Raw genomic sequence first — 26,480 nt, 5'->3', positions numbered from 1 at the left:
ACAACTGCTCCGGGTTATCTGTTTGAATATAAGATATTAAACACTATTAGGTATGAAATTCTTTATTGATACGGCTAACTTGGAGCAAATCCGGGAAGCACACGATTTGGGAGTCTTGGACGGAGTAACGACTAATCCTTCTCTGATGGCTAAAGAGGGGATAAAAGGAGTCGGGAACCAACGGAAGCATTACGTGGAGATATGTAACATCGTGCAAGGTGATGTCAGTGCCGAAGTGATCGCTACTGATTACGAAGGAATGATTCGGGAAGGAAAAGAGTTGGCAGCCCTCAATCCCCACATTGTGGTGAAGGTGCCCTGCATTGCCGACGGCATCAAAGCCATCAAGCACTTTTCCGAACAGGGCATTCGCACCAACTGTACGTTGGTCTTTTCTGCCGGTCAGGCTTTGCTGGCTGCCAAAGCGGGAGCTACGTATGTTTCTCCTTTCGTAGGACGCCTGGATGACATTTGTGAAGATGGTGTCGGACTAGTTGCCGATATTGTGCGGATGTACCGTTTCTACAATTATCCTACTCAGGTGTTGGCGGCCTCCATCCGTAGCACCAAGCATATTATGGAATGTGTGGAAGCCGGTGCCGATGTGGCGACTTGCCCGTTGAGTGCCATTAAGGGGCTGCTGAATCATCCGCTGACAGATGCCGGGCTGAAGAAATTTCTGGAAGATTATAAAAAGGTAAATGGATAAGGATTTCTGGTAACAGATGAAGCTGGCTGTATTGAAAATACCGTTTTTCAATACAGCCTTTTTTATTTGGGCTAAACCTAAAGCCCATTCAGGTGTTATTTTGATAAAATGAACATGTTAAAATAAAGACGATAGTTATGATAGATTTAGGAAGTTGGATGAATAAGATCCTTATAGGTTGGGGAGTGGACCCGAAAATAGCGAATACCTTTGATGAAACGATTATTGCCATCCTGATGATTTTTATTGCGGTCGGACTGGATTATCTTTGCCAGGCCATTTTTGTGGGTGGAATAAAGCGTCTGGCACGGCGGACTCCTTATAAATGGGATACATTGATGGTCAAACATAAAGTGATTCACCACCTGATCCATATTCTGCCGGGTATTCTGATGTATATGCTTTTGCCTATGGCATTTGTACACGGAAAGACTTTGTTGCTGGTTTCGCAGAAAATTTGTGTTATCTATATGATCTTTGCCTTGTTACTGGCTCTCAACAGCAGTCTGCTGATGTTGCTGGATATACTCAATGGAAAAGAAAATTTGAAGAATCGTCCGATGAAAGGCTTTATTCAGGTATTACAGGTTCTTGTTTTCTTTATTGGCGGCATTGTGATTGTCTCCATAATTGTCGATAAATCTCCTGCTACGCTGTTCGCCGGGTTGGGGGCTTCTGCCGCTATTCTGATGTTAGTCTTTAAAGATAGCATTCTGGGGTTTGTGGCAGGTATTCAGTTGTCTGCCAATGATATGATACGTCCCGGTGACTGGGTGACCATCCCTTCAACCAATGCAAACGGCATTGTGGAAGAGATTACATTGAATACCGTTAAGATTCAGAATTTCGATAATACTATTTCTACCGTTCCTCCTTATTCTTTGGTAAACGGTTCGTTCCAGAACTGGCGAGGAATGACGGAATCCGGGGGACGGCGGGTGATGAAGAGCATTTTTCTTGATCTGACAACTTTGAAGTTCTGCACCCCCGAAATGCTTGATACCTTTCGCAAAGAGATACCTCTGTTGGCAGACTATCAGCCGGAGGAAGGAGTGGTGCCTACAAATTCGCAAGTATTCAGGGTATACGTAGAACGTTATCTTTGTAGTTTGCCTGTGGTAAATCAGGATCTCGACCTGATTATCAGCCAGAAGGAAGCTACTGAATACGGGGTACCTATCCAGATTTATTTCTTTTCCCGTAACAAGGTCTGGAAAGAATATGAACGTATCCAATCCGATATTTTCGATCATTTTTTTGCTATGGTGCCCAAGTTTGAACTGAAGGTATATCAATATTCGGATTGATTGGTTTCGAAATCGGTATATACAGGTAAGTGATCACTGTATCCTCCCTGGTATTTCATTCCGATGTAGGTGCGGAAAGGCTGCATGCCTCCGTATTTTTCATCTTTTATCAGAAGGAAAGGCAAGCGCAGTACGCTTGCCTTTTTTTCCTCGGTAAAAAGCGTACCGGAAGTATCAAGCAGCGTACCGGATACAATCAGGTGATCCAGCAATCCCCATTCACCCTGATATTTATAGGAACCGAAGTTACGGTTCTTGGCTTTTCGCGCCAGTAAGTGGTACAGTTGTTTATGGTGAGGATTCTTTTCGGGAGAAAGGGCTTTCAGGACTTGTTTTACAGATTTGTCAGTGGGATAATCATTAAAATCTCCCATAATAATCAATTTGGCAGAACGGCGGACACACATTAGGCTGTCTGCCGCATTTTTCAGTTTTTGTGCCGCAAAAAGGCGATAAGGTTCTGATTGATGTGCTCCGCCCGAGCGGGAGGGTAGATGTACCACCAATACATCCAGTGTATCACCTGTCAGCAATAATCCGCTGACGTGCAGGATATCCCTTGTCGGACGATGATTCTCAAAATTGCCGACAGGGATGGAAGAACAGGTAAGGAGTTTGAATCGGTCGCGTTGGTAAAGCAGTGCTACGTCAATACCTCGCTGATCAGGAGAGTGTGTCATCACATAACGATAATCTGCCTCCTTAAGTGGAGAATAAAGCGTGAGATCGCGCATAACCGTATCATTTTCCACTTCACACAATCCTATCAATACCGGAAAGTTCCATTCTCCGACTGCTGCAAGAGTGCGGGCCACATTATCTATCTTCTTTTTATATCGGCTATAGCTCCAATGCCGGAGCGAATGGGGCAGAAACTCCCTGTCATTTTTGAGTGAATCGTGCCGGGTATCGAAGAAGTTTTCGGTATTCCAAAAGACGACACGAAAAGGAGGCTGATTTTGTGCAGAAAGAAAAAGTGAAGTGGAGGAAATCAGCAATAAAAAGAAAAGACGGAGCATAGATTTTAGTTCTCGTTTTGATTCACCACAGAGCACACAGATTTTTAATTTTAGAATTATCAAGTGAATTCTTCTTTGTGTCCTCTGTGGTGAAATTGATTTAGTTCTTTGCCGGAATATGTGCCAATACATCCAACAGATGCTTCCAGAATTTATCTACTGAAGGAATATGCATCCGTTCGTCCGGAGAGTGGACTCCTGTCAATGTAGGACCGAAGGAAATCATGTCCAATGCAGGATATTTATCAAGGAATAAACCACATTCCAGTCCGGCGTGAATTGCTTTCACTTTGGCATCTACACCGAACAGACGTTTATATGACTCTTCAGCTACTTTCAGGATTTCTGAGTCCGGATTGGGTTTCCATCCGGGATATCCGTCACCCCAAGTCACTTGCGCGCCTGCCAAAGTAAATACTGCACGTACAGTGTTGGCTACATCGTCGCGTGAAGAAAGAATGGAACTGCGCTGGCTGGTTTCGATACGGATAGTATTTTCCGGTTTCATCTTGACAGATGCCAGATTGGTCGATGTTTCCACCAGACCCGGGATGTCATGGCTCATGGCATAAACTCCGTGCGGGCAGGCATACAACGAAGTGATCAGGCGATAGGCTGTACTTGGGTCGATAGCCCAGTCACGACGAGGTTCCGTTTCAAGAAGAATACTCAGATCCGGTTCTATCTTATGAAGTTCGTCTTCTATTTCTGCAATAAAGACATTCAAGGCTGTGCGCACATCGTGCTTATAATGTTCCGGTACGGAGAATACAGCTGAAGCTTCACGCGGAATGGCATTTCGCAGGTTACCTCCGTTGAATTCGAAGAGGAAGAAGTCTTCCTGATAAGTATTCTGTATCAGGTACAGGAAGCGATTCAGAATCTTGTTGGCATTGCCGCGTCCCAGATGGATATCTCCACCGGAATGCCCGCCTTTCAGACCTTTCACGGTGATATGGAAGCAAAGGTGGCTGATGGGTGTCATCACCGTTTCGTATTTGAATTGGGCAACCGAGTCGATACCACCTGCACAACCGATGAAAAGTTCACCTTCATCTTCCGAGTCGAGGTTTAATAGGATTTCCCCGTTCATGAACCCCTCTTTCAGGGCAAAAGCACCGGTCAGACCTGTTTCTTCATCTACAGTGAACAGGCATTCGAGAGGACCGTGCTCAATGCTGTCGTCGGCCAGAATGGCCAACTCAGTAGCTACACCGATACCGTTGTCAGCCCCCAGAGTTGTTCCTTTTGCCTTCATCCATTCCCCGTCAATCTCCGTTTCGATAGGGTCGGTCAGGAAGTCATGCTCCGTATCGTTATTCTTTTCGCACACCATGTCTACGTGTGATTGCAAGATCACTGTCTTTAGGTTTTCTTTACCCGGAGTAGCCGGCTTCTTGATAAGTACATTACCGGCTTCGTCCACTTTTGTCTCTAAATTATATTTTTCTCCGAACGCTTTTAAATAAGCGATTATCTTTTCTTCCTTCTTTGAAGGACGGGGCACCTGGCAGATTTCGTTGAAGAAGTGAAATACGCCGGCCGGTTTCAGTTCTGATTTTTCCATTCTCTTTTCTTTTTATGGAATTAAAAATTCAATTTTAACCCCTTATTGCTAAATATGGTTAATTTGCTTGCGAATTTTGAACCCGTTTCTCTTTTTTTATGGTAAAAAAGGAGGCTTAGTCAGTACAAAAGTCTATATTTGCACCCACAAAATTAATAGAAATGCTCTATACAATACTGATAACTCTGTTAATAGTTGCTATTTGCCTTGGTTTATTAGGCATAAAAGTCTTCTTTACAAAAGGCGGAAAATTTCCCAACGGGCACGTCAGCGGCAATAAAGCGTTAAGGGAGAGAGGTATAAGTTGTGCACAGTCTCAAGATCGGGAAGCACAAAAGAAACGGCGCTTTTCTATTGATGAAATTGAGAAAACCTTAAACGATAGTATGAACTAATTAATTAAAAAACTATATTTTACAAGTATGAAGAGAATGAATTACCTCATTAACGGATTTGCTGCTCTTGCATTCCTCTTTCTTTTTTCACAATGCGCTGGTAAAGCCGACAATGCTGCTGCTCCTGCTGCTTCCGGAAATGCAAATGCCACTTCTGGTCTGAAAATCGCTTATGTAGAAGTAGATACATTGTTGTCTCAATATAATTTCTGCAAAGATCTGAATGCTGATATGATCAGTAAGGAAGAGAACAGCCGTATGGTATTAAATCAAAAAGCTAACGAACTGCGTAAATCACAGCAGGAATTCCAGAAGAAATATGAAAGCAATGCTTTTATTTCTCCGGAAAGAGCACAACAGGAATATGCACGCTTAGGTAAATTGGAGCAGGATTTGCAGGCATTGCAAAACAAACTGGCTACTGAAATGGCATCTGAAAATGCTAAAAACAGCCAGATTCTGCGTGACTCTATCAATGCTTTCCTGAAAGAATACAATAAGACTAAAGGTTATAACCTGATTATCAGCAATACCAGTTTTGATAATCTGTTGTATGCCGACAGCACACTGAACATCACAAAAGAAATTGTAGACGGACTTAACGCAAGATATGCTCCTGTGGGTAAGAAGTAAAATCCGGTTTATCATATTATGAAATAGGAGAGGCAATTCTGAAGAGGATTGCCTCTTTTTGTCTTTAAGATTATCTCTCGATTTATAGCTGTCCGTTCGATATTTTATATTACTTTGCAACAAGAGTGAAAAACAGAATACAAATGAGAAATCATTGGAGTGAAAAAATACGAAGATACCTACAAAGTCCTTATCCGGTTGTGTATCAAAGATGGAAGGTGGTATTGATTTCTTCGTTGGTCGTATTCCTTATATTACTGGTTTTACAGCCTTTCGGAATATCGGGCATTGAGGGGCATAAGTTTTGGATACTTTTGGGCTTTATGGGTGTGACAGCAGTATTTCTGAGCATCCCCGTGTATCTTTTTGCCTGTCTGTTTCCGGAGTTTTACAAAGAAGAGGGGTGGACTGTATGGAAACAGATAGTCAATCTGTTGATGGTAATCTTATTTATTGCTGTCGGTAACTGGCTTTATTCAACATTTGTTTTTGGCTGGGGGCTGCGTTGGGATGTCTTTTGTGTTTTTGCATTGTTCACTTTGGTTATCGGACTTTTCCCTACAGTACTTTTCATTTTATTGAATCAAAACAGGTTGTTGGCTATCCATTTAGAGGAAGCGACGGAGATGAATCTCCATTTACAGCGGCCGGTATCTGCGACGGAATCTATAGAGACAACTGAAATAGTTTCTTTGCTTTCGTTCCAGGGCGGTACCAGGGAATCTTTGGAATTGGACTCTAAGGACTTGTTGTATATAGAGTCCGATGGAAACTATATCCGGGTGAACTATCAGAAAGGAGGCAGAAATATGCAGTGTCTGTTGCGGACGACCATGAAGCAGGCGGAGGAAGTAACCGGTGGGTCTCCGTTGGTGGTGAAGTGCCACCGTGCTTTTCTGGTCAATCTCCGTAAGGTGGTAAAGGTTAGTGGAAATTCACAGGGCTACCGTTTGCTTTTGGAAGGTTATCCGGAAGAGATACCTGTATCACGGGCCTATTCCAAACAGGTTAAAGAACTGATAGAAACTATAGTCGGCAAATAACCGTTGGTCACAAAAAGATGCAGTTCGTCACATAGGACGAGCTGCTTGTCACATATTCGGGCTGTCTGTCCCGGATATTTTTTTGCTTGGAACCGATCCTTTATGTTTGCCGGTGAAAATGTTAGTAAACAGACCACAATGAAGAGATTCTATGTAACAGTGATTGGAAGCTTGATGCTTCTCCCGGTTTCACTCGTAGCCCAAAACGTAACTACGGATACCATTTTTTTCACGACTTTAGGTGATAGTATATTGTTGGACGAGGTAGTCGTTAAAGCACATAAAACTCCCAGAGCCAACAGCCGCTGGAGTGATTTGCGACCGGTCGATCTGGTAACGGTAGGAGGAGCTAACGGAGATTTATACTGGGCTTTGCAAACCCTTCCGGGGGCTCAAATTCAGGGTGAAAGCGGTCGTCTGCTGGTGCGTGGAGGGAGCAGTAACGAAACACAGACCTATATAGACGGCATGCATGTGTTGAATCCTTATACTACAACCGGAGCGGATACTCCTGCACGAGGACGCTATTCCACTTTTATGTTCAGTGGTGTCAATCTGGCTTCCGGCGGACAGTCACAGGAGTATGGAGAGGCCTTGTCTGCTGTACTTCCTCTGGAAACCAAGGACCATAGTACGGTCAATAAACTGGGAATGAATGTTTCTACCGTCGGGTTGGGAGGAGGTGGTACGCGGGTTTTCGGGCACTCTTCACTTTCGCTGAATCTCGATTATCAGAATCTGTCACCTTATTATCGGGTTTATCCTTCCCGGACTGATTTCAAGCAGCCATACGGTATGTTTTCCGGTGCTGCCCAATATCGGTACACGCCGGATGAAAGGACTGTATTCAAATTATATGCAGGGTATGACCGTACTTCCTTTTCGAATTATGCAGATGCAGACCGTCATCTCTTCGGTTTGGGTGAAAACAATGTTTATCTGAACACTACCTTCCGCAAACGTGCCGCTTCCGGTTGGAATTGGTTTTTCGGGGCTGCGTATTCTTTTTATGACCGGCGAGTGGGAGGTGCAGTGACAGGCGGGGATGCATGGAGTGAGCGGCAGCAGGAACTTCATTTGAAAGTCAGGTCCTTCCGGCAATTTACTCCTTGGCTACGTCTGGACGCGGGAGTTGAAACTTTTATCCGGTCATATCGGGATTATTATCGGTTTGAGTTGCTCTATGATGAAAACCGTATGTACCCCATGATCTGTGCAGGATTTCTTTCGTCCATTTTTTATCTGTCGGAACACTTCAAAACAGAACTGTCTTTCCGTCCGGAGTATGTTTCATTGAACCGGCGGATGAACTGGTCTCCCAGAGCTGCTGTCAGTTATGCGTGGAATCGTTTGTCAATCTCGGTTGTGGCAGGACAATACACTCAATTACCGGAAAATAAATACCTGATAAAAAACACTGCTTTGCCCTCTAATATCTGTAGGCAGACTCTCTTCAGTCTCCAATACGAACAGAGCGGGCGATTTTACAAAGCGGAGTTTTATTATAAAAATTATAAAAGGCTGGAATTGTCTGTTCCGCAAGGTATGGTTCCCGATGGATACGGACATAGTAAAGGCATTGACCTATATTTTTGTGACAATGCCTTATGGAAGAATTTTGAATACCGTTTGTCCTATTCTTATAATCTTTCAAAACGGAAATACCGGGAATATACTGAACTGACCGTCCCGCAATACGCTACCCGTCATAATGTGTCATTGGTACTGAAATACAGTGTTCCCCGTCTGCGAACCATCTTCAGCGTGACCGACCGGTTGGCAAGTGGGCGTCCTTATCATAATCCGGAACTGCCGGGGTTGATGAATGATGAAGTAAAACCCTGTCATTCTCTCGATTTGGGTATCACTGTGCTGGCGAGTAAGAAGGTTATCGTACATGCCTCTGCCACTAATCTGACGGGGCGTAAAAACGAATATGGACGGATTAACGGACAGGCCGTCCGTGCTTCCAGTGACCGTTTCTTCTATCTGGGAGTTTATATCACTTTAGGTAAGAAAGTAGCTTATGATGTTTCTAATTTTTAAATATTTACCATTATGAAGACAATGATTATTTTGCTGTTTGCAGTATTAACGAGTGTGTCCGTAACGGGTCAGAATCTGACATTGATTGTCAAAGACGTGGAGCATGTGGACGGATCTGTTTACGTGGCTATCTATTCTTCCAAACCGACCTTTATGAAGAAGCCTGTTTTCGGTTTTCGAGTAGGAGTGAAGGACCGGACGATAGAGATACCCTGTAAGGGAATTCCTGCCGGTACTTATGCGATTTCCCTATTTCAGGATGAAAATGAAAACGGGAAGTTGGATACCGGTGCATTCGGGCGTCCTTTGGAAAAGTTCGGGTTCAGCAATGATGCCGAAGGAGTCTTGGGAGCTCCTTCGTTTGAAAAATGCTGTTTTGAACTCAAACGGGACACTACGATGGTTATTCATTTAAAGTAGTGTATCATTCGGTTTCAATTGCTGATGCAAGTGAAAGGTAGAGAGGAAACTTTGAAAAAGGGGAGCTCTTTTTTATTTAGAGAGCTCTTTCTCCTCTTCCTGCGGAATGCGAAAAGCTGTATAAAGTTCCAATATAGCTGCTATGGTGAGGCAGGCAATCCATTCGTTGCCGCGTGTGGTGAACATGAATGCACCTGTCAGTATCAATGCCAATGCGCCGAATATCTGTTGAATGCGCAGGCGGCGGAGTGTTTTGCTTTTTGCCCGGAGCGGAGTGTTGACCTGAGCCAATGCCACAAAGCCTGCCCCGATGGTATATATATAAGGTGCATACACCCATCCGGTGATAAAGACGGCAGCTCCTACGAGAGCCATCACGGCGCCTACGGCGAAAAGTGCGGGTATCAGTTGTTTCATTCGTTCTCGTCAAATACGTAAATGTCTTCGTTGGGCTTTTTCATCAGATATTTTTCGCGCGCTATCTGTTCGATGGCTTCAGGATTGGTGCTCAATTCGTTGAGGCGCTCCGTGTTTTCTTCATACTCTGCGCGGTATTTATCAATCTCTCCCTGCAAGCGGCTGATTTCGCGTGCATAGCCGATGCGGCGGATCATACTGTTTTCGTCCAGAAAGCCGATGATGACTCCGAATGCCAAGACGGTGATCCAGTATTTATGTCTGCCTATAAACTCCCAGATTGTGATTAATTTGCCCATGATTTTCTCATTAATTCCAGATGCAAAGATAAAACTAATAACTTAAAACGTAGCATTTCCGCTCTAAAACTTATTCCGCTTCCTTTTTTCTCCTTGCACTTTTTTGCGTACATTTGCACAAACTCAAAAAACAGAGATCATCCGGAATATGGAAAACTATATCGTATCCGCCCGTAAGTATCGTCCTTCCACCTTTGAGTCGGTCGTGGGGCAACGGGCACTGACCACTACACTGAAAAATGCTATCGCCACCCAGAAACTGGCGCATGCTTATCTGTTCTGCGGACCGCGCGGAGTGGGTAAAACTACTTGTGCACGTATTTTTGCCAAGACCATCAACTGTATGAATCTTACGGCAGATGGCGAAGCCTGCAACGAATGTGAGTCGTGTGTCGCTTTCAACGAGCAACGCTCGTACAACATTCATGAACTGGATGCGGCGTCCAACAACTCGGTAGACGATATCCGCCAACTGGTGGAACAGGTGCGTATTCCACCACAGATAGGTAAGTATAAAGTGTATATCATTGACGAGGTACACATGCTGTCGGCCTCGGCTTTCAACGCCTTCCTGAAGACATTGGAAGAACCTCCCCGCCATGCCATTTTCATTTTGGCTACAACGGAGAAGCATAAAATCCTTCCCACCATTTTGTCGCGTTGTCAGATTTACGATTTTAACCGTATCAGTGTGGATGATACCGTGAATCATCTGTCTTATGTGGCATCGAAAGAAGGAATCACGGCCGAACCTGAAGCCTTGAACGTGATTGCGCTCAAAGCCGATGGAGGTATGCGTGATGCACTTTCCATTTTCGACCAGGTAGTAAGTTTCACCGGAGGTAATATCACCTACAAGAGTGTGATTGAGAATCTTAATGTGCTGGATTATGAATACTATTTCCGCCTGACAGACTGCTTCCTTGAAAATAAGGTAAGTGATGCTTTACTATTGTTCAACGATGTACTGAACAAAGGATTCGACGGTAGCCATTTCATCACCGGACTTTCATCACACTTCCGTGATTTGTTGGTGAGCAAAGATGTTGCTACACTCCAGTTGCTTGAGGTAGGTGCCAGTATCCGCCAACGTTATCAGGAGCAGGCACAGAAGTGCACATTGCCGTTCCTGTACCGGGCCATGAAACTTTGCAATGATTGTGATATGAACTATCGCGCCAGCAAAAATAAACGTCTGTTGGTGGAACTGACCTTGATACAGGTTGCTCAGCTTACCGTTGAGGGGGATGACGGCAGTGGTGGGCGTGGCCCTAAACAAGCCATAAAACCCGTCTTCACGCAACCCGCCGCTGCACAGCAGCCTCAGGTAGCACCTGCCGCTTCGCAATCTCAGAGTACGAATGTCGCTGCACCTGCTGCTCCGCAGGTTGCACCCCAGCAAGCCACTGCCTCTCCGGCTGTCAACATACGTCCGGGCGGAGCGGTTTCTCCACCGGGAGCTATGCCCGATGCGGTACGGATGGCGCAGTTTAAAGAAGAAAAGAAGATTCCTGTGATGAAGAAATCCAGTCTCGGACTTTCCATCAAGCATCCTCAGAAGGAGGAAGAGCAGCAGGGATCGGGAGCCGTCCATACTGTCCAGGCGCAAACACAGCAGATTGAAGAAGATTTCATCTTCAATGAACGCGATTTGAATTATTACTGGCAGGAATACGCCGGACGTATGCCGATAGAACAGAAAGCGATTGCCATGCGTATGCAGAACATGCGTCTGTCATTGCTCAATGATACGACTTTTGAGGTGGTGGTAGACAATGAAATCATTGCGAAAGATTTCACGGCACTGATTCCCAACATACAAGCATATTTGCGTGGTTCATTAAAGAACCGCAAAGTGACAATGACCGTTCGTGTCAGCGAAGCGACGGAGAATGTACGTGCCGTTAGCCGTGTGGAAAAATTCCAGATGATGGCACAAAAGAACAGCGCATTGTTGCAACTGAAGGAAGAGTTCGGTTTGGAACTGTATTAAGGAAAGCAACCATCCGTTTTTTTGCAAGAAATACAGGTTTCTGTGCAACGTTCCGGATACTTGTTACGTCTAATAGCTATAATCAAAAAATAGAATGAATATGAAAACAATTCGTAAGAGAGGGATCAGTGCATTTCTTTTTCTGTCTTTGTTGATGTCGGCAACGTTGGTAAGTGCCCAAGGAGCGATTGTGGCAAGTGGTAAATACATAACGAAGAACGTTAAAGTGTCGGGATTCGACCGGATTCAGCTGAAAGGAAGTCCGACCATTGAATACACACAGTCGTCGGGAGGAACCAAGGTTCAGGTTACAGGATCGGACAATCTGGTTGATTTGATAGAATGCCGGGTAGAAGGAAGTACGCTGATAGTGAATATGAAGCCACATACCAATATTTCTTATGGTAAAGCGGGACGGCTGAAAGTCCTGGTTTCCAGTCCGTCTTTAAGAAGTGCTTTCCTTCAGGGGTCGGGCGATATCTATTTAGGTAATCTGAAGGCAGAAGAACTTGAGGTATCATTGGCCGGTTCGGGAGACATCGTTGCGGGAGATGTAACATGCAATGGTGATTTTTCTGCTTTGTTGAAAGGTTCCGGAGATATTGATGTGAAAGGACAGATTCGTGCTAAAAGTGTGAGTCTGACTTTGCAGGGTTCGGGTGACTTGAATGTTGTCGGTGTTACCGGGAGCGAAATCAGTGCAATGCTTCAGGGATCAGGTGATCTGAAAGTAAGAAGTGCTTATACCACATCGACCGTAACGGCAAAATTGAGCGGATCGGGTGATATGGATGTATTGGGTATCCGTGCCAATAATGTGGCGGCACAATTGGCCGGTTCGGGTGATATGACTCTGTCCGGTTCTACCCGCGATGCTACATTGGTGCTGAGCAGGTCGGGAGAACTTAATGCGCGTAAGTTGGATGCAGAGAATGTAACAGCCCGTGTCAACGGTTCCGGAGATATTACCTGTGTAGCTACAAAGACACTTGTGACTAATATTCAAGGAAGCGGTGAAATTTCATACAAAGGAAATCCGAGTGTGCGGTCGACAGGTAAGAATCACCTGAACAGACTTTAAACACTTTGTATCCTACCTGTCGGGTAGAATACACGAAACGCCCCTTAACAATATATGTTATTCCGATTACATATATTGTTAAGGGGCGTTTCATATATTGTTATTTCATAGGGGTATATATTGGATCAAGATTCCTGTGAGGTAAGCCGAAATAGGAACGTCCCGCATTTGACCGGATGTTATCTATATATAAACGTGTTTGGAGGAAGATAAGGACAGTAAATAAAAAAGAGTCATAGCTAATGCCAGAATGGTAATCCTATAATAGAAAGATTTCATCAAAGGTGATTTTACATTGATAAAGATTAAGTGAAACACCTAAATGTAGGTATTGTGTTTGCATATAGATACAATATTATACCTAAATTTTGGTATTGTCCCCGCTGTGGGTATATTGTACTTTTGCAAGCTAATAGAAAGTGAGATGATTCGTAAAATTGCGTATATACTTTTTTTATTTATAATTTGCTGTAATGTGTCTCGTGCGTGGGGGCAGACGTTTGTATTCCGGGGTACTGTATTGGATGAACAAACTCATAAAGCATTGGATTATGCCACCATTCAGTTGTTTGTGGAGAAACAGTTTGCTTATGGCGGAATAACAGATGCAAACGGACATTTTGAACTTCTTCATATCAAGCCCGGGACCTATCGGATCGTCGTATCTTATTTAGGGTATGATTCTACCGAAAAAGAGATTAAAGTGCTTGGAAATACTTCAGAAATCTTTCATTTAAAGCCCTCAAACATGGCGTTGAACGAAGTGGTAGTGACTGCTTCCGAATCAAAGCGTGCTACCAGTGCTTCCATAGTCGACCGTACTGCCATGAAACATCTTCAACCCAGCAGTTTCAGTGATTTGATGGAACTGATACCCGGGGGAAAATCGGCTGATCCTCAGATGGGACAGGCCAATCTGATTCGTATACGTGAAACGGGTAAGACGGAAGATATCTCTTCATTGGGAGTTGGATTTTACATTGATGGTATTTTTCAGAATACGGATGCCAATCTGCAGTATATGCCGAGTAGCACTTCTGCTGTAAATGCGACGAGTACGATGTCAAAGGGACTGGATATGCGTACCATTCCGACTGATAATATTGAAAAGGTGGAGATCATTCGTGGTATTCCCTCTGTAGCTTATGGTAACGTGGCAAACGGCGCTGTGATTATCCAGCGTAAAACCAGCGAAAGTCCGTTATCTGCACGCTTCAAGGCTGATAAGACCAGCAAACTGTTTTCAGTGGGCAAAGGATTCCGGTTGGACGGGAACGGACGTTATGTTTTGAATGCCGATTTGAGTTATCTGGATTCAAAAATAGATCCGCGCAACAGCGTGAAAAACTATACCCGTCTCACAGCCTCCACCCGTCTGGATGGAAAATGGTTATGGAATGAACGTAATATTCATTGGAATATCAGTACCGACTATACCGGATCGTTTGATGATGCGAAGCGGGATAAAGATGCAACCGTAAAGGAGGACTCTTATAAATCAGACTTCAGTAGTTTGAAGATGGCAGGAAAATGGAACCTGAAATTCCCTAACCATTCGTGGATTCGTGAGATTAGCGCGGCAACTTCTGTCAGTTGGCAGTGGGAGAAGATGCGTGAAACGAAATCTGTGTCTCTGAATCGTCCGGCCGCTATTGCTACTCAGACAGAGACCGGAGAATCTGATGGCATCTATCTGCCTTATAATTATGTGGCGCAGATGGAGATTGACGGTAAACCTTTATATGTTACGGCTTCTGCCCGTACGCAATTGGCTTTTCCACTGGGGATGCTGCAAAATGCAATGAATATAGGGGTGGAATGGAATTATCAGAAGAATTTGGGAGAAGGCCAGGTATTCGATGTGACACGGCCCATCAGTGAAAGTTTGAGTACACGTCCGCGCCGTTTTAAGGACATACCGGGGCTGCAACCTTTCGCCTTCTATGCCGAGGAGGTGTTGAATCTTCCTGTAAATAGACATAAATTGGCTTTTACGGCCGGTATCCGCTTGCAGTCCTTATTGGGGCTGGACACTAAATATAAGATGCAGGGTAAGATATATCCCGATCTCCGTCTGGACTTGCAATGGAGTTTGCCGGTATCAAACGGATGGAATGTTGCCTTTTCGGGAGGTTTGGGCTGGATCAGCCGTATGCCGACCACCGCACAGCTATATCCGGATTTTAAGTATGTAGACTTGATCCAGCTGAATTATTACCATACTAACCCGGATTATCGCCGTATCAATATGATGACGTATAAATGGGATAATACAAACTATCAGTTGGAACCGGCACGTAACATGAAATGGGAAGTGCGGGCCGACGTCAGCTATAAGGGAAACCGTCTGTCGATGACTTATTTCCGCGAACGGATGAACAATGCTTTTGATGATATCACTTATTATAAATCATTGGCGTATAAGCTATATGATCCTGCAAGTATCGACGGCTCAGCTTTGACGGCTCCTCCCCAACTTTCTCAGTTGACTTATGCAAATGAATATAATCTGGATGTGTATTCCACACAAGGCAATGTAATGAAGGTGCGTAAAGAAGGAGTGGAGTTTCAGTTCGCTTCCAAACGAATCGAATCGCTCAAGACCCGCGTCACTATGTATGGAGCCTGGATAAAGACAGTTTATAATTCGGACTCTCCCAAATATAAGGCCTCTTCTATATTGTTGGACAACAAACAGTTGAAATATGTGGGGTTGTATAATGGGGACAACGGAACAGAAAGCCAGGCATTCAATACGAACTTTATGTTTGATACCTATATACAGCGTTTGGGGCTTACTTTCTCCACGTCGGCACAATGCACTTGGTATACCAACAGACGGAACTTGTGGAATAACGGCGTGCCGGTAAGCTATATCGATCAATCCGGTGAAACGCATCCGTTTCGCGAAGAAGATAAAAACAATATTCAGTTACAGCATCTGGTGGAGAAATATTCAGCCACTTATTTTGAGCGTACTACTGTGCCTTTTTATATGGATATCAATCTGAAGGCGAGTAAACGGATCGGTAAGTATCTGAATCTGGCTTTTTATGTAAACCGGCTTTTGGGTATTTATCCTGATTATACGTTACGGGGCGTACTGCAACGGAGAACGTCCGAATCGCCTTATTTCGGCATGGAAATGAACTTGACTTTTTAGTAAATGAATAATAAAACAAAATAGAAATGAAGATGAAAAAGAATCAATTGACAATCGCAATCCTTTTTGCGACAATGCTGGGATTTACCGCATGTAGTGATGATGACAAAGTGAGCATATCCACTGTAGGTATTACCACTACTGTAGATACAACCATCGAGGGTCTGCAACTGACCGGTGGGACCTATACTTTTGAAAATGTAAATACATCTGTCAAGACAGACATTGCCTATCCGGCTCAAAGTATTGAATTGGCGGACGGGTTGTATAATGTAACTTTCATTGGTAAGGGAACTTACTCACAGAATGGAACTCCGGTGGAAGTCGATGTACAGGGAGTGCAACAGAATGTGGCCGTATCCGGAGGGTCATACAAGTTGGAACTGAAAGTTCATGTACTCAATACAGGTGACCCCGATTTTGTGATTGCCGAGATATTTATTCCCGGAACCTATAATGAGGCAGGCAAGCAATATAATGGCGACCAGTATGTACGTATCTATAATAACTCGGATAAAGTTTTGTATGCGGATGGATTGATATTTATGGAATCACAATTCCAAACTACCCAGAAATATCAGTCGGTAGATCCGGATATTATGAATGAAGCTATTGCGGTAGGCTCTGTTGTAGCGGTGCCGGGCAGCGGAACAGATTATCCGGTACAACCGGGAGAGTCCTTTATCCTTTGTGACAATGCGATCAATCATAAAGAGGCTAATCCGAATTCTATAGATTTAAGTAAAGCCAATTTTGAGTGGTATATTGAATCGAAGCAAGATGTGGATAATCCGGCTGTTCCCAATCTGGATGTTTATTATTGTTATTCCAAAACTATCTGGGTGTTGAATAAACAGGGAAATCGCGCCTATGCTATCGGCAGATTACCCAAAGGCATGACTAAAGAAAAGTATATTTCAGACTATGCATACAACTATACGTATATCATGCAAAATGGAACAGCCAGTAAACCGCAAAGCAAATATAAGTTCCCCAATGAGTGGGTGATTGATGCTGTAAATGTAGGTGCTTCCAATGAATGGCAGTGGAATGTTACCTCTACCGGGTTGGATATGGGGCATACTTATATCGGTGTGAACAATACCGTTGCAGAAAACATCGGAAAGTGCGTAATGCGTAAAGCTGCCTATAAGGATGGTGATCGGGAAGTATTGCAGGATACAAATAACTCTACCGTTGATTTTACACCTGCGGCTACTCCGAGCCTGTTTAACAAATAATTGAATCCATCCTATTGATATATAAATCTTTATTATTCATGATGCGAATCCGAATTATCATTACGTTGCTGATTGCTTTATTTGTGGAGAGTCGGCAGGAAGCCTTCGGGCAGACTGCCGACACACTCTCCCTGTCCGATAAGGTGATCCGTACCGCTTCATTCGCGACCGGATTTCGTGGTGAGGTATGGCGGAATCCGGCACTTTATTATTACTATACTCCGTATACATGGACAAGGCTGGACGTAAATGGAGCTTATCATGATAAAGGAAAAGCATCTTTGAAACAGGAAGGTGATAAGGATACCCGTATCGGGGTAGATGTCAACTCCTTCGTCATTCTTTCGGAACGTGATCGTGTATTCGGTTCAGCAGGATACAGAAGTGAGAAGCAGGAGAATGTGTTATGGAATGAAAATATAGACTGGAAACTGATCGCTCCTTACGTGACCGGTGATTCCATTGGCGGTTTCCTGAAAGGAGAAACTTATTATTTCAATGGAGGTTACGCCAGTGAGTCGGGTTCCTGGACGTGGGGAATCACCGGTGGTTACAGGGCGTCTCATAATTATCGGGATAAAGATCCGCGTCCGCGTAATACAGCTTCCGATCTCTCTTTTGCTTTGGGAGCAGGATATCGTCTGGGGACATATCGTTTGGGAGTTTCCGCAGATTTCCGGCTTTATCAACAGAAAAGTGAGATTTCATTCCTTGCAGATAAAGGTTCCACTTCGGTATACCATATGTTGGGATTGGGCATGGATTATGTGCGTTTTGCCGGAAACCAGACCGGAACGAAGCATCAAGGCACCCGGTGGGGAGGAAGCATAGGCATTCTGCCGGCTGATACGGAGAAGGGGATATCGACCACAGTCTCAATTGACCGTATGTCGATGGACAAGAAATTGAGCAATGCCAATAATCTCACTTTGCTGGAATTGAATACGACTGATTTGAAAGGGAACGTGACTTGGATGCGGGAACTTCAGCAGGCAGAACATCTTGCAGTGAAACTGGATGCAGGCTATACAGTCCGTAAAGGAACGGAGAATATTTACGGAGAGGCGGGCGGAAGCTCCTATGGAGCATTAATCAGCACATCTCCGGGAATGAAGGTCACGAATAGTAGGATTGCCGTAAGTGGTTTGTGGGAGAAGCTTTTGACTGATAAAGGTGTATGGGGAGGAGCAATTGTTCCAAACATAATCTACCATCGGTTGGAGACGGATTACAACGCCGTATCCCGGTTTGTTCACCTGTCTGCTCTGGAGGGTTCTTTGCGTGCCCGTTTGCAGTATCAGAAGAGGCAGCTGCGATTGACCGCAGAAGCTAACGGTGGATATTATGCCAATTTATCGGCTGAATATTCTTTACCGGGATTGGATGCCGCGAAGTCGTCCGCCCAGACTTTGTTGGCGAATATTGACTATTTATCTGATAGCTATAGTATGGTAGGGATTCGTCTGCAAGGGGATTATCCTATCATGAAACAGTATAACCTATCTTTGTCTGTTCAATGGCAGACTGCATATTATAAAAAATGCGGAACGGCCCAGTATGCCGCTTGTTCACTGGGCATCTTTTTCTGAAAAATAAAAACAGTTAGCATATGAAAATTAAGTTTATGGTCGCTGCAACCTTAATGGCAGCTTTAGTAACTACTACTTCTTGTGGAAACAGTAACAAACAGAGTCAGTCCGAAAAAACGGAGCAGGCGGCTCCGGCGGCATTGAGCGTCGATAACCTGCTGGCGCATGCCGATTCACTGGCTAACCGGGAGGTGACTATAGAAGGAATCTGCACACATACCTGCAAGCACGGAGCTACAAAAATATTCCTGATGGGCAGTGATGATACCAAAACGATTCGTGTGGAAGCCGGACCTTTGGGTTCGTTTGACACCAAATGTATCAATGCCATTGTCACAGTGACCGGAACGTTAAAGGAACAGCGGGTAGATGAAGCTTACTTGCAAAACTGGGAAGCTAAACTGAAAGCCCAGACCGAAAAATCTCATGGAGAAACTGCTGCCGGATGTGATTCGGAAAAAAAAGCACGCGGCGAAACAGCCAACACTCCTGAAGCCCGTATTGCAGACTTTCGCGCAAAGATAGCAGAAAGAAAAGCTGCTACCGGAAAAGATTATCTGTCATTCTACTATATGGAAGCCAGTTCTTATGAGATCGCAGAATAAAGGTGCTGCATTCCGCAAATGGAGCCGGATTATCCACCGTGATCTGTCTTTCTTCTTTGCAGGAATGATTTTGATTTATGCTATTTCGGGTATCGTAATGAACCATAGGGATAGCATAAATCCCCATTATACAGTGACACGAACGGAATATAAAATAACAGAGGACCTGTCGGACAAGAATAAAGTCAATGAGAAGATGATTTTGGCTTTGTTGGAACCACTGGACGAAGCCGGAAATTTTACTAAATATTATTATCCGAAACCGGATCGGATTAAGGTTTTTCTGAAAGGAGGTTCAAGTCTGGTGATTAATACCCGGACAAAAGATGCTGTCTACGAGGGGGTGAAGCGTCGTCCGCTGATCTCTTCCATGGTACAACTCCATTTCAATCCGGGCAAGTGGTGGACTTGGTTTGCCGATGCCTTTGCTGTCTGTCTGATTATTATCACTGTCAGCGGTATGGTGATGATAAAAGGTCCTAAAGGATTGTGGGGCAGAGGGGGAGTCGAGTTGGTGGCCGGTATTCTGATTCCTATTCTTTTCCTGACGTGTTTCTAATAACAAACGAAAAATGATTTATAAAGCATGAGTGCAATTATAGAATGTAAGAACCTGACTCATTATTACGGTCAACGTAAAATTTATGAGAACTTGAGTTTTGAAGTACCTCAAGGGCGTATCTTGGGATTGTTGGGTAAAAATGGCACAGGGAAAACGACAACCATTAATATATTGAGCGGTTATCTTCAGCCACGTTCGGGCGAATGTCGCATCTTTGGTGAGAACATTCAGATCATGGACCCTGCTTTACGCAGGAATATCGGCTTATTGCTGGAAGGTCATGTTCAATATCAGTTTATGAATATCACACAGATAGAAAAGTTTTATGCTTCTTTTTATCCGGGACAATGGAAAAAGGAGGCTTATTATGACTTGATGAATAAACTGAAGGTAGCTCCGGGGCAACGTATCTCAAGAATGTCGAACGGACAGCGTTCGCAAGTGGCATTGGGACTGATCCTGGCACAAAATCCGGAGTTGTTGATTCTGGATGATTTCTCTTTAGGACTTGATCCGGGTTATCGCCGCCTTTTTGTGGATTATTTGCGTGACTATGCCCGTTCCGAGAACAAGACTGTTTTCCTGACTTCCCATATTATTCAGGATATGGAGCGGTTGATTGATGATTGTATTATTATGGATTATGGCTCTATCCTTATTCAACAACCTATTGAAACGTTGATGAAAGAGCTGAGAAGATATACTTGTACTGTACCCGAGGGTTATCAGCCTCAGTTGCCGGCAACTTGCTATCATCCGGCTGTCATCCGTCAGACCTTGGAGACGTATTCTTTTTTGCCTCCCATGGATGTGGAGAAACTATTGAAGGAAAGTCAAGTTCCCTTTACTGGTTTGCAGCACGAAAATGTAAGTCTGGAAGATGCCTTTATCGGTCTTACCGGAAAGTATTAATATGTAAATAAATAGAAGAAATATGATACAAGCCATATTTTATAAAGAGTGGATAAAAACGCGTTGGTATTTGTTGCTGGCAACTCTTTTTATGATAGGAATCACAGGATATTCCATGCTTCGTATTGGCCGCACCATTGCCATACAGGGAATCGATCATTTATGGGTGGTAATGGTTCAGAAGGATGCTATATTTATTGATTTGTTGCAATTTGTCCCTTTACTTATCGGTATTTTGCTTGCTGCCGTACAGTTTTTTCCCGAGATGCAACGTAAGTGTTTGAAACTTACTTTGCATTTGCCTTATTCACAGAAGAAGATGGTCATGTCGATGTTGACCTATGGTGTACTTGCACTGGTAACCTGTTTTGCTATGAGTTTTATTATTATGGGAGTTTATCTGCCACAACATTTTACAAGTGAGTTGGTGCAGCGTATCTTATTATCTGCAGCTCCATGGTTCCTTGCCGGATTTGCCGGTTATCTGCTTGTTTCATGGATTTGCCTGGAGCCCACATGGAAACGCAGGGTTTTGAATCTGATTATTGCGGCATTGATTTTCCGTGTCTACTTTCTGGCTCCGGGAGCGGAGGCTTATAACAGTTTCTTGCCCTGGCTGACACTTTATACGCTGCTTATCGCTTCTCTTTCGTGGATTTCTGTGGTACGGTTCAAGGCCGGTAAGCAAGACTAACTGAATGTTTATTACTAAAAAATCAAACAAACATGATTCGATTCAGCAAAATATTTTTTTATGTTACTGTGGCTGTCCTGCTTGTATGGCAGTTGCCTTGGTGCTATGCTTTTCTCACACTGAAGCCTGTCAAAGCTCCTTTTACTATGTATAGTTCCGTACTTGGTGATTTTGTTATTACACAACTGGATGAGAATAAGCAACTTCACCGCTATGATACAAAAGGCAATACATATACACAGCAGCAGGTGGACAGTTTATTGCCTTCTCTCTATGTACGCCAGCTTACGGCGGACGAACGTTTCCCTGATACCATTTGTGGCAAGGCGGTTAGTCCGAAAGATATTCAATTGACAAACTTTACTTTCAAGAGTGTGCCGTCAGCCATCAATGCTCCTCAGACAGGACTTTATTTCCTGATGGAGTCCATGTCCAAACGGGTGGATTTAAAAATGCCCGAAGATGCATTCCGTTTTACCGATAAAGGTATGGAATTTATTCGTATGGAGACGAATCGTATAGATGAGGCGAAGAGCAAATTGTTTACGGATATGCTGGTTCAGAAAGGGTTTGCTTTTCCCGCAAGCTATGCTTCGGGCAATCCGACTACCCGTAAAGACTATGATGAGGGATATCTGGTTTTAGATGCCAACCATAAACTGTTCCATCTGAAGTGCACCAAGGGACGTCCGTATGTGAAAGCTATTCAGTTGCCTGAAGGAGTCTTGCCGGAATATGTGTTTATTACTGAGTTCCGTAGTCGCCGGACTTTGGGGTATATGGTTGATAGCAAGCATCATTTTTATGTTATCAATAGTGATGGAAGTTTGGTGAAATCAGCTCTCCCCGGTTTCGATCCGGCAAAAGATGAGTTGACCATCTTTGGAAATATGTTTGATTGGACTGTAAAGTTATCGACAGATAAAGATGATTATTACTATGCCCTGGATGCTACAGATTATTCACTGATTAAAGAACATGCCTATAAAGATATGCGTCGTTCTGTTCCGGGATTGTCCTTTACATCTCCTGATGATAAGTTTGTCATGCCGCGTTTTTAAATGCGGCATGATAAAATATATTTCATTTTAATGACTATATATTACTTTAGAGGCAGGGTCAAAGCCCTGCCTCTAAAGTAATATAATTTTCTGGAAAGCCTGATATATAACGAAGAAGAGGAAATTCATTATTGAATTTCCTCTTCTTCGTTGGGTGGAAGACCGGACTCGAACCGGCGACATTCAGAACCACAATCTGACGCTCTAACCAACTGAACTACATCCACCATGTTAGCATCTCTCTCAAATGCGATGCAAAGGTAGCGATTCTTTTTAAATCTGCAAACATTTCGCGAACTTTTTTCTTCAAAAAATGTATTCATTAATTCCGCGGTTATGCTTGCGGAAGAGTTCACGCGTGTCATTAATAAAGATTTTCAGGCGGTTACGTTCTTCTGCCGATAAAGAGTCTGTCGGAATACTTGCGGGATATAAAACGTAATTTTTCTTTTTGGAGAGTATGGGGCGTGCCGTCCATACCAGACCATATCCGCAATTACTGACAGATATGCCCGTGCTGTCTTTCATTAATTCGAGTTTAAATAGCAGTCCGCCGTCTGTTTTACGGGCAGACATGTTCGAAATAAAATTGCCTAAAGAGTAGAGGACTACATTCTGCCGACCGGTGAGGGTATCGGTCCGCAGCTCCATGGGTTGCACTACATGGGGGTGGGAACCGATCACATGGGTGACTCCTTGACTAAGTAGCCAGTCGGCCAGGGAGGTCTGCTCCTTATTGGGCAGTGACTGATATTCGATCCCCCAGTGCATGCAGGCAATCAATACATCCGGATGCAGAGCCTTAGCAGCTTCAATGTCCCGTGTCATGACAGCCTTGTCGATGTAGTTGACTATGTTTGGGGGAGAAACTTTAATGCCGTTGGTGCCGTATGTATAGTTGAGCAGGGCAATCCGAAAGCCGTTCTGTTCCAACAATAGTGGATAGCGTGAAGCGCGGGCCGTACTGTCAGTGTAAGTTCCGGCATAAGGAATTTGTAGCGAATCCAGCATCAGGATGGTTCGTTCCAGCCCTTTTTTGCCCCGGTCGAGACAATGATTATTGGCGGTTATCAATACATCGAAGCCGGCGTCTTTTATGGCGGACAGATATTCGTCGGGAGCACTGAAAGCGGGATAACCCCGGTAAGGTTTTCCTCCGAGAGTTACCTCCAGGTTGCCGATGGCAATGTCTGCTTTACTGATTTCTTCTTTTACCAGTTTAAAGTAGTCCGTGTAGTCGTATCCCTTGGTGGTCCGGGCTGCATCTATCTGTGCCTGATGCTGCATTAAGTCGCCTGCAAAGAGGAGTGTAATCTTCTGCGCAGATATCGTATCGGGCGCTGGGACAGGGACGGGCTGTTCTTGTGCATTGCTGCTGCAAGATACAGAGCAGAAAAACAGGGAAAGAAGAATCAGATGTTTCATAAGCAACAGGTATTAAAGTTCTTTCTGAAGAATGTGTTCCACCTCTTTCGCTCTCCGTTTCCTCTCACAGAAAAAGAGGAAACGGGGGCAGAGAGGATTATTGATAGATTGCTTTCTTGCCTGCCAGCAGAGTATTCTTCATCAGAGAGACGATGGTCATCGGGCCTACACCTCCCGGAACAGGGGTGATGTAGGAGCATTTCGGAGCTACCTCATCGAACTTCACGTCACCTGTCAGTTTAAAGCCCGATTTCTTGCTGGCATCCGGTACGCGGGTAGTACCTACGTCGATTACCACAGCACCCTCTTTCACCATTTCCGCTTTCACGAAGTTGGGTTGTCCCAGTGCGGCGATGATGATATCCGCTTCCCGGCACTCTTTCACCAGATCTTTCGAACGGCTGTGGCATACGGTTACCGTTGCGTCTCCCGGATAGGCCTTCTGCATCATCAGTGCTGCCATCGGTTTACCGACAATGTTACTGCGTCCCAGTACGACGCATTTCTTACCCGAGGTCTCTATCTGATAACGTTTCAGCAGTTCGAGGATGCCGTTCGGGGTAGCTGATACATAACAAGGCAGTCCGATAGACATACGTCCTACGTTGATCGGATGGAATCCGTCTACATCTTTGCGGTAGTCAATGGTTTCAATTACCTTTTGTTCCGAGATATGTTTCGGTAACGGAAGTTGTACGATGAATCCGTCTATATCTTCGTCATCATTCAGTTCACGTACTTTGGCGAGCAGTTCCTCTTCCGTAACGTCGCTTTCGTAACGAATCAGTGACGACTTGAATCCGCACACTTCGCAGGCTTTCACTTTAGCGGCTACATATGTTTCGCTGCCTCCGTCGTGTCCTACGAGGATGGCTGCCAGATGCGGGCGTTTGCCACCCCGGGCTACTATTTCTGCCACTTCGGCTGCAATCTCCTGTTTTACTTGTTCGGAGATGGCTTTTCCATCAATTAGAGTCATTTCTTATCTGTTTATTGGGTTATTTAATATTGAGTACTTCAGTCACTTTCTTTATCATGGCTTCACCCCTGAGGTCACGTGCGATGATTGTTCCGTCCGGTCCGAAGAGGATAATGAACGGGATGCCGTTAACGCCGTATAGGTCCATGGGTGTCATGCCGGTATCTATTATCTGCGGCCAGTTGATATTGAGTTCTTTGATTGCTTTTTTCGTGTGTTCCGGTTTATCCCAGACGGCTACTCCCAAAACTGTAAGTCCTTTATCTTTATATTCATTGTAGAGTTGGGCTACGTGAGGTGATTCGGCGCGGCAGGGCCCACACCAACTTGCCCAGAAATCTACCAATGTATATGTGCCTTTGCCCACATAGTCAGAGAGGGAGACTTCGGAGCCATCTACAGCCTTGCCGCTAAAGTCGGTAAACTTCTGTCCTATGGCCGTGGCCTTCATTGCCTGGCATTGTTTTTCGATGCGCTTGTAGGTCTGGAGCGATTTCAACCAAGGACCGGCAGTAGCGAAAATGGGTTCCATTTCTTCGGGAGAAGCGGACATGATAAGACTTCTGATGGCGTATTCCCCTAATGCATTGTCCGGATTATTCATGAACAACTCTTTGTATAGCTGGGTGTAAGCTGCATGCCAGTAAGTTTGGCTATATTCTTTTTTAAGCCGGAGTTGTTCCGCTTTGTCTTTTGTTTGCTGTTCTATTTCAGAATGTTTGCTTTTCAGTGTGGCTACCATTTCAGATGTCTTATCGTGCATACGGGAGTATTCCTCGTTCATGGGTGTACCTTTCGGATCGTTATGGGTCAGTACATTGACTTTGATGTTGCCGCCTTCGAGGATGAAGTTGGCATATTCTCTTCCTGCATCGATGCGGCAGAAATAGGGGGTATCTGCCTTTCCGGTGAATTTAAATTGCCCGTTTGCCACTTGCGTACTGTCTACTTTCATTCCGTCGTCGTAGCGGCTGATGTAGAGAGTCTGTCCGTTTAGAGTAGAGTCGTTTATCAACCCTTCTACCGTGTAGGAGTGTCCATTTTGTTGTGCGTTGGCCATTCCGGCTACGGAAGCAAGCGCCAGAGTGAAGAGAATGTGTTTCATTGATTCAATGTTTTTATGGTATCAGACAAAAGTAATATCATTTACCATCTCCTGTTTTTTGTCAAGAGTAGCTTTATAGATTATTAACAGGAGGAGGGGAGTGGGCGAAAGCAGGGAGGTACTTTTCGGGATAGAGCCTCGGTCCGATACAAGTAGAGCCGGGGTTTTGCCGAAATGCAGTAAGCATTTGGAGGAAATGCAACCGGCATTCGGGA

General features: G+C 44.4%; 24 protein-coding genes and 1 tRNA gene. 17 read left to right on the top strand and 8 right to left on the bottom strand.

The genetic code is table 11. The features are described from left to right. Nucleotides 1–52 precede the first annotated feature (52 nt). Both fsa and JZY04_RS13630 read left to right on the top strand, forming a co-directional pair. Nucleotides 53–709, top strand: a complete 657-nt coding sequence (gene fsa / locus JZY04_RS13635; RefSeq protein WP_005780531.1) for a fructose-6-phosphate aldolase — start codon at nucleotides 53–55, stop codon at nucleotides 707–709. A gap of 137 nt (nucleotides 710–846) precedes the next feature. Then, complete coding sequence (locus JZY04_RS13630) at nucleotides 847–2,016, top strand: mechanosensitive ion channel family protein (RefSeq protein WP_122142768.1); 1,170 nt, start codon at nucleotides 847–849, stop codon at nucleotides 2,014–2,016. On the opposite strand, the gene JZY04_RS13625 is transcribed toward JZY04_RS13630, so the two are convergent. Both JZY04_RS13625 and JZY04_RS13620 read right to left on the bottom strand, forming a co-directional pair. After that, nucleotides 2,001–3,035: an endonuclease/exonuclease/phosphatase family protein gene (locus JZY04_RS13625; RefSeq protein WP_122142767.1), complete on the bottom strand. Its 1,035-nt coding sequence runs from the start codon at nucleotides 3,033–3,035 to the stop codon at nucleotides 2,001–2,003. The two genes, JZY04_RS13630 and JZY04_RS13625, sit on opposite strands and share 16 nt — an antisense overlap. A 100-nt stretch (nucleotides 3,036–3,135) precedes the next feature. Beyond that, nucleotides 3,136–4,602 carry an aminoacyl-histidine dipeptidase gene (locus JZY04_RS13620; RefSeq protein WP_122142766.1) on the bottom strand — a complete coding sequence of 489 codons (1,467 nt, stop codon included), beginning with the start codon at nucleotides 4,600–4,602 and terminating at the stop codon, nucleotides 3,136–3,138. Nucleotides 4,603–4,763: 161 nt separating this feature from the next. Here JZY04_RS13620 and JZY04_RS13615 point away from each other — a divergent pair, with 161 nt between their 5' ends. The 5 genes from JZY04_RS13615 (at nucleotide 4,764) to JZY04_RS13595 (ending at nucleotide 9,139) form a co-directional block, all read left to right on the top strand. Further along, on the top strand, nucleotides 4,764–4,997 hold the full coding sequence (locus JZY04_RS13615) for a hypothetical protein (RefSeq protein ID WP_005807575.1): 234 nt from the start codon (nucleotides 4,764–4,766) through the stop codon (nucleotides 4,995–4,997). A gap of 27 nt (nucleotides 4,998–5,024) precedes the next feature. Continuing rightward, the gene (locus JZY04_RS13610; RefSeq protein WP_005780522.1) at nucleotides 5,025–5,630 is read left to right on the top strand and encodes an OmpH family outer membrane protein; all 606 of its coding nucleotides are present in this window, start codon (nucleotides 5,025–5,027) and stop codon (nucleotides 5,628–5,630) included. A gap of 143 nt (nucleotides 5,631–5,773) precedes the next feature. Then, nucleotides 5,774–6,673: a LytTR family DNA-binding domain-containing protein gene (locus JZY04_RS13605; protein WP_122142765.1), complete on the top strand. Its 900-nt coding sequence runs from the start codon at nucleotides 5,774–5,776 to the stop codon at nucleotides 6,671–6,673. Nucleotides 6,674–6,775: 102 nt separating this feature from the next. Further along, nucleotides 6,776–8,719, top strand: coding sequence for a TonB-dependent siderophore receptor (locus JZY04_RS13600; protein ID WP_181996424.1), 1,944 nt, complete (start codon nucleotides 6,776–6,778; stop codon nucleotides 8,717–8,719). Between the two features lie 12 nt (nucleotides 8,720–8,731). Then, complete coding sequence (locus tag JZY04_RS13595) at nucleotides 8,732–9,139, top strand: DUF2141 domain-containing protein (protein WP_122142763.1); 408 nt, start codon at nucleotides 8,732–8,734, stop codon at nucleotides 9,137–9,139. 72 nt (nucleotides 9,140–9,211) lie between these two features. Here the strand turns inward: JZY04_RS13595 and JZY04_RS13590 are convergent, their stop codons facing one another. Together JZY04_RS13590 and JZY04_RS13585 are read right to left on the bottom strand one after the other, a co-directional pair. After that, complete coding sequence (locus JZY04_RS13590; protein ID WP_005807567.1) at nucleotides 9,212–9,556, bottom strand: hypothetical protein; 345 nt, start codon at nucleotides 9,554–9,556, stop codon at nucleotides 9,212–9,214. Then, the gene (locus JZY04_RS13585) at nucleotides 9,553–9,855 is read right to left on the bottom strand and encodes a septum formation initiator family protein (protein ID WP_005807565.1); all 303 of its coding nucleotides are present in this window, start codon (nucleotides 9,853–9,855) and stop codon (nucleotides 9,553–9,555) included. The genes JZY04_RS13590 and JZY04_RS13585 overlap by 4 nt, the downstream gene beginning before the upstream one ends. Before the next feature lie 148 nt (nucleotides 9,856–10,003). Here JZY04_RS13585 and JZY04_RS13580 point away from each other — a divergent pair, with 148 nt between their 5' ends. The 10 genes from JZY04_RS13580 (at nucleotide 10,004) to JZY04_RS13535 (ending at nucleotide 22,756) form a co-directional block, all read left to right on the top strand. Further along, nucleotides 10,004–11,848 carry a DNA polymerase III subunit gamma/tau gene (locus tag JZY04_RS13580; protein ID WP_122142821.1) on the top strand — a complete coding sequence of 615 codons (1,845 nt, stop codon included), beginning with the start codon at nucleotides 10,004–10,006 and terminating at the stop codon, nucleotides 11,846–11,848. A gap of 100 nt (nucleotides 11,849–11,948) precedes the next feature. Beyond that, a complete protein-coding gene (locus JZY04_RS13575; RefSeq protein ID WP_032537668.1) occupies nucleotides 11,949–12,929 on the top strand; it encodes a head GIN domain-containing protein in 981 nt (326 codons plus the stop codon). Nucleotides 12,930–13,353: 424 nt separating this feature from the next. After that, nucleotides 13,354–16,092, top strand: a complete 2,739-nt coding sequence (locus JZY04_RS13570) for a carboxypeptidase-like regulatory domain-containing protein (protein ID WP_032531693.1) — start codon at nucleotides 13,354–13,356, stop codon at nucleotides 16,090–16,092. A gap of 26 nt (nucleotides 16,093–16,118) precedes the next feature. After that, nucleotides 16,119–17,333 (top strand): DUF4876 domain-containing protein, encoded by a 1,215-nt coding sequence (locus tag JZY04_RS13565; protein WP_005780509.1) that lies wholly within the window; start codon nucleotides 16,119–16,121, stop codon nucleotides 17,331–17,333. A 38-nt stretch (nucleotides 17,334–17,371) separates the two neighbouring features. Beyond that, nucleotides 17,372–18,922, top strand: coding sequence for a DUF6850 family outer membrane beta-barrel protein (locus tag JZY04_RS13560; protein WP_181996422.1), 1,551 nt, complete (start codon nucleotides 17,372–17,374; stop codon nucleotides 18,920–18,922). Nucleotides 18,923–18,942: 20 nt separating this feature from the next. Further along, the gene (locus JZY04_RS13555; RefSeq protein ID WP_005807551.1) at nucleotides 18,943–19,527 is read left to right on the top strand and encodes a hypothetical protein; all 585 of its coding nucleotides are present in this window, start codon (nucleotides 18,943–18,945) and stop codon (nucleotides 19,525–19,527) included. Further along, the gene (locus JZY04_RS13550; RefSeq protein WP_005807549.1) at nucleotides 19,511–20,086 is read left to right on the top strand and encodes a PepSY-associated TM helix domain-containing protein; all 576 of its coding nucleotides are present in this window, start codon (nucleotides 19,511–19,513) and stop codon (nucleotides 20,084–20,086) included. Before JZY04_RS13555 ends, JZY04_RS13550 begins: the two co-directional genes overlap by 17 nt. A gap of 27 nt (nucleotides 20,087–20,113) precedes the next feature. Continuing rightward, entirely contained in the window at nucleotides 20,114–21,001 is an 888-nt protein-coding gene (locus JZY04_RS13545) for an ABC transporter ATP-binding protein (protein WP_122142761.1), read from the top strand. 22 nt (nucleotides 21,002–21,023) lie between these two features. Next, entirely contained in the window at nucleotides 21,024–21,695 is a 672-nt protein-coding gene (locus tag JZY04_RS13540; RefSeq protein WP_122142760.1) for a hypothetical protein, read from the top strand. 32 nt (nucleotides 21,696–21,727) lie between these two features. After that, nucleotides 21,728–22,756 (top strand): DUF4857 domain-containing protein, encoded by a 1,029-nt coding sequence (locus JZY04_RS13535; protein ID WP_005821108.1) that lies wholly within the window; start codon nucleotides 21,728–21,730, stop codon nucleotides 22,754–22,756. Nucleotides 22,757–22,908: 152 nt separating this feature from the next. On the opposite strand, the gene JZY04_RS13530 is transcribed toward JZY04_RS13535, so the two are convergent. From JZY04_RS13530 to JZY04_RS13515, 4 genes are all read right to left on the bottom strand, one after another. Continuing rightward, nucleotides 22,909–22,984: transfer RNA gene (locus JZY04_RS13530), tRNA-His, on the bottom strand. A 78-nt stretch (nucleotides 22,985–23,062) separates the two neighbouring features. Next, nucleotides 23,063–24,181: a CapA family protein gene (locus tag JZY04_RS13525; RefSeq protein ID WP_101603356.1), complete on the bottom strand. Its 1,119-nt coding sequence runs from the start codon at nucleotides 24,179–24,181 to the stop codon at nucleotides 23,063–23,065. Between the two features lie 97 nt (nucleotides 24,182–24,278). Continuing rightward, on the bottom strand, nucleotides 24,279–25,160 hold the full coding sequence (gene folD, locus JZY04_RS13520; RefSeq protein WP_101603355.1) for a bifunctional methylenetetrahydrofolate dehydrogenase/methenyltetrahydrofolate cyclohydrolase FolD: 882 nt from the start codon (nucleotides 25,158–25,160) through the stop codon (nucleotides 24,279–24,281). Nucleotides 25,161–25,179: 19 nt separating this feature from the next. Next, on the bottom strand, nucleotides 25,180–26,265 hold the full coding sequence (locus JZY04_RS13515) for a TlpA disulfide reductase family protein (protein ID WP_122142759.1): 1,086 nt from the start codon (nucleotides 26,263–26,265) through the stop codon (nucleotides 25,180–25,182). Nucleotides 26,266–26,480 lie beyond the last annotated feature (215 nt).

This window comes from Bacteroides sp. 11BF (assembly GCF_019633765.1).
In the GTDB taxonomy this organism is placed as follows: Bacteria; Bacteroidota; Bacteroidia; order Bacteroidales; family Bacteroidaceae; genus Bacteroides; species Bacteroides hominis.
Note: the sequence above shows the minus strand (reverse complement) of the source record. Positions and strands in the feature narration are given on the sequence as shown.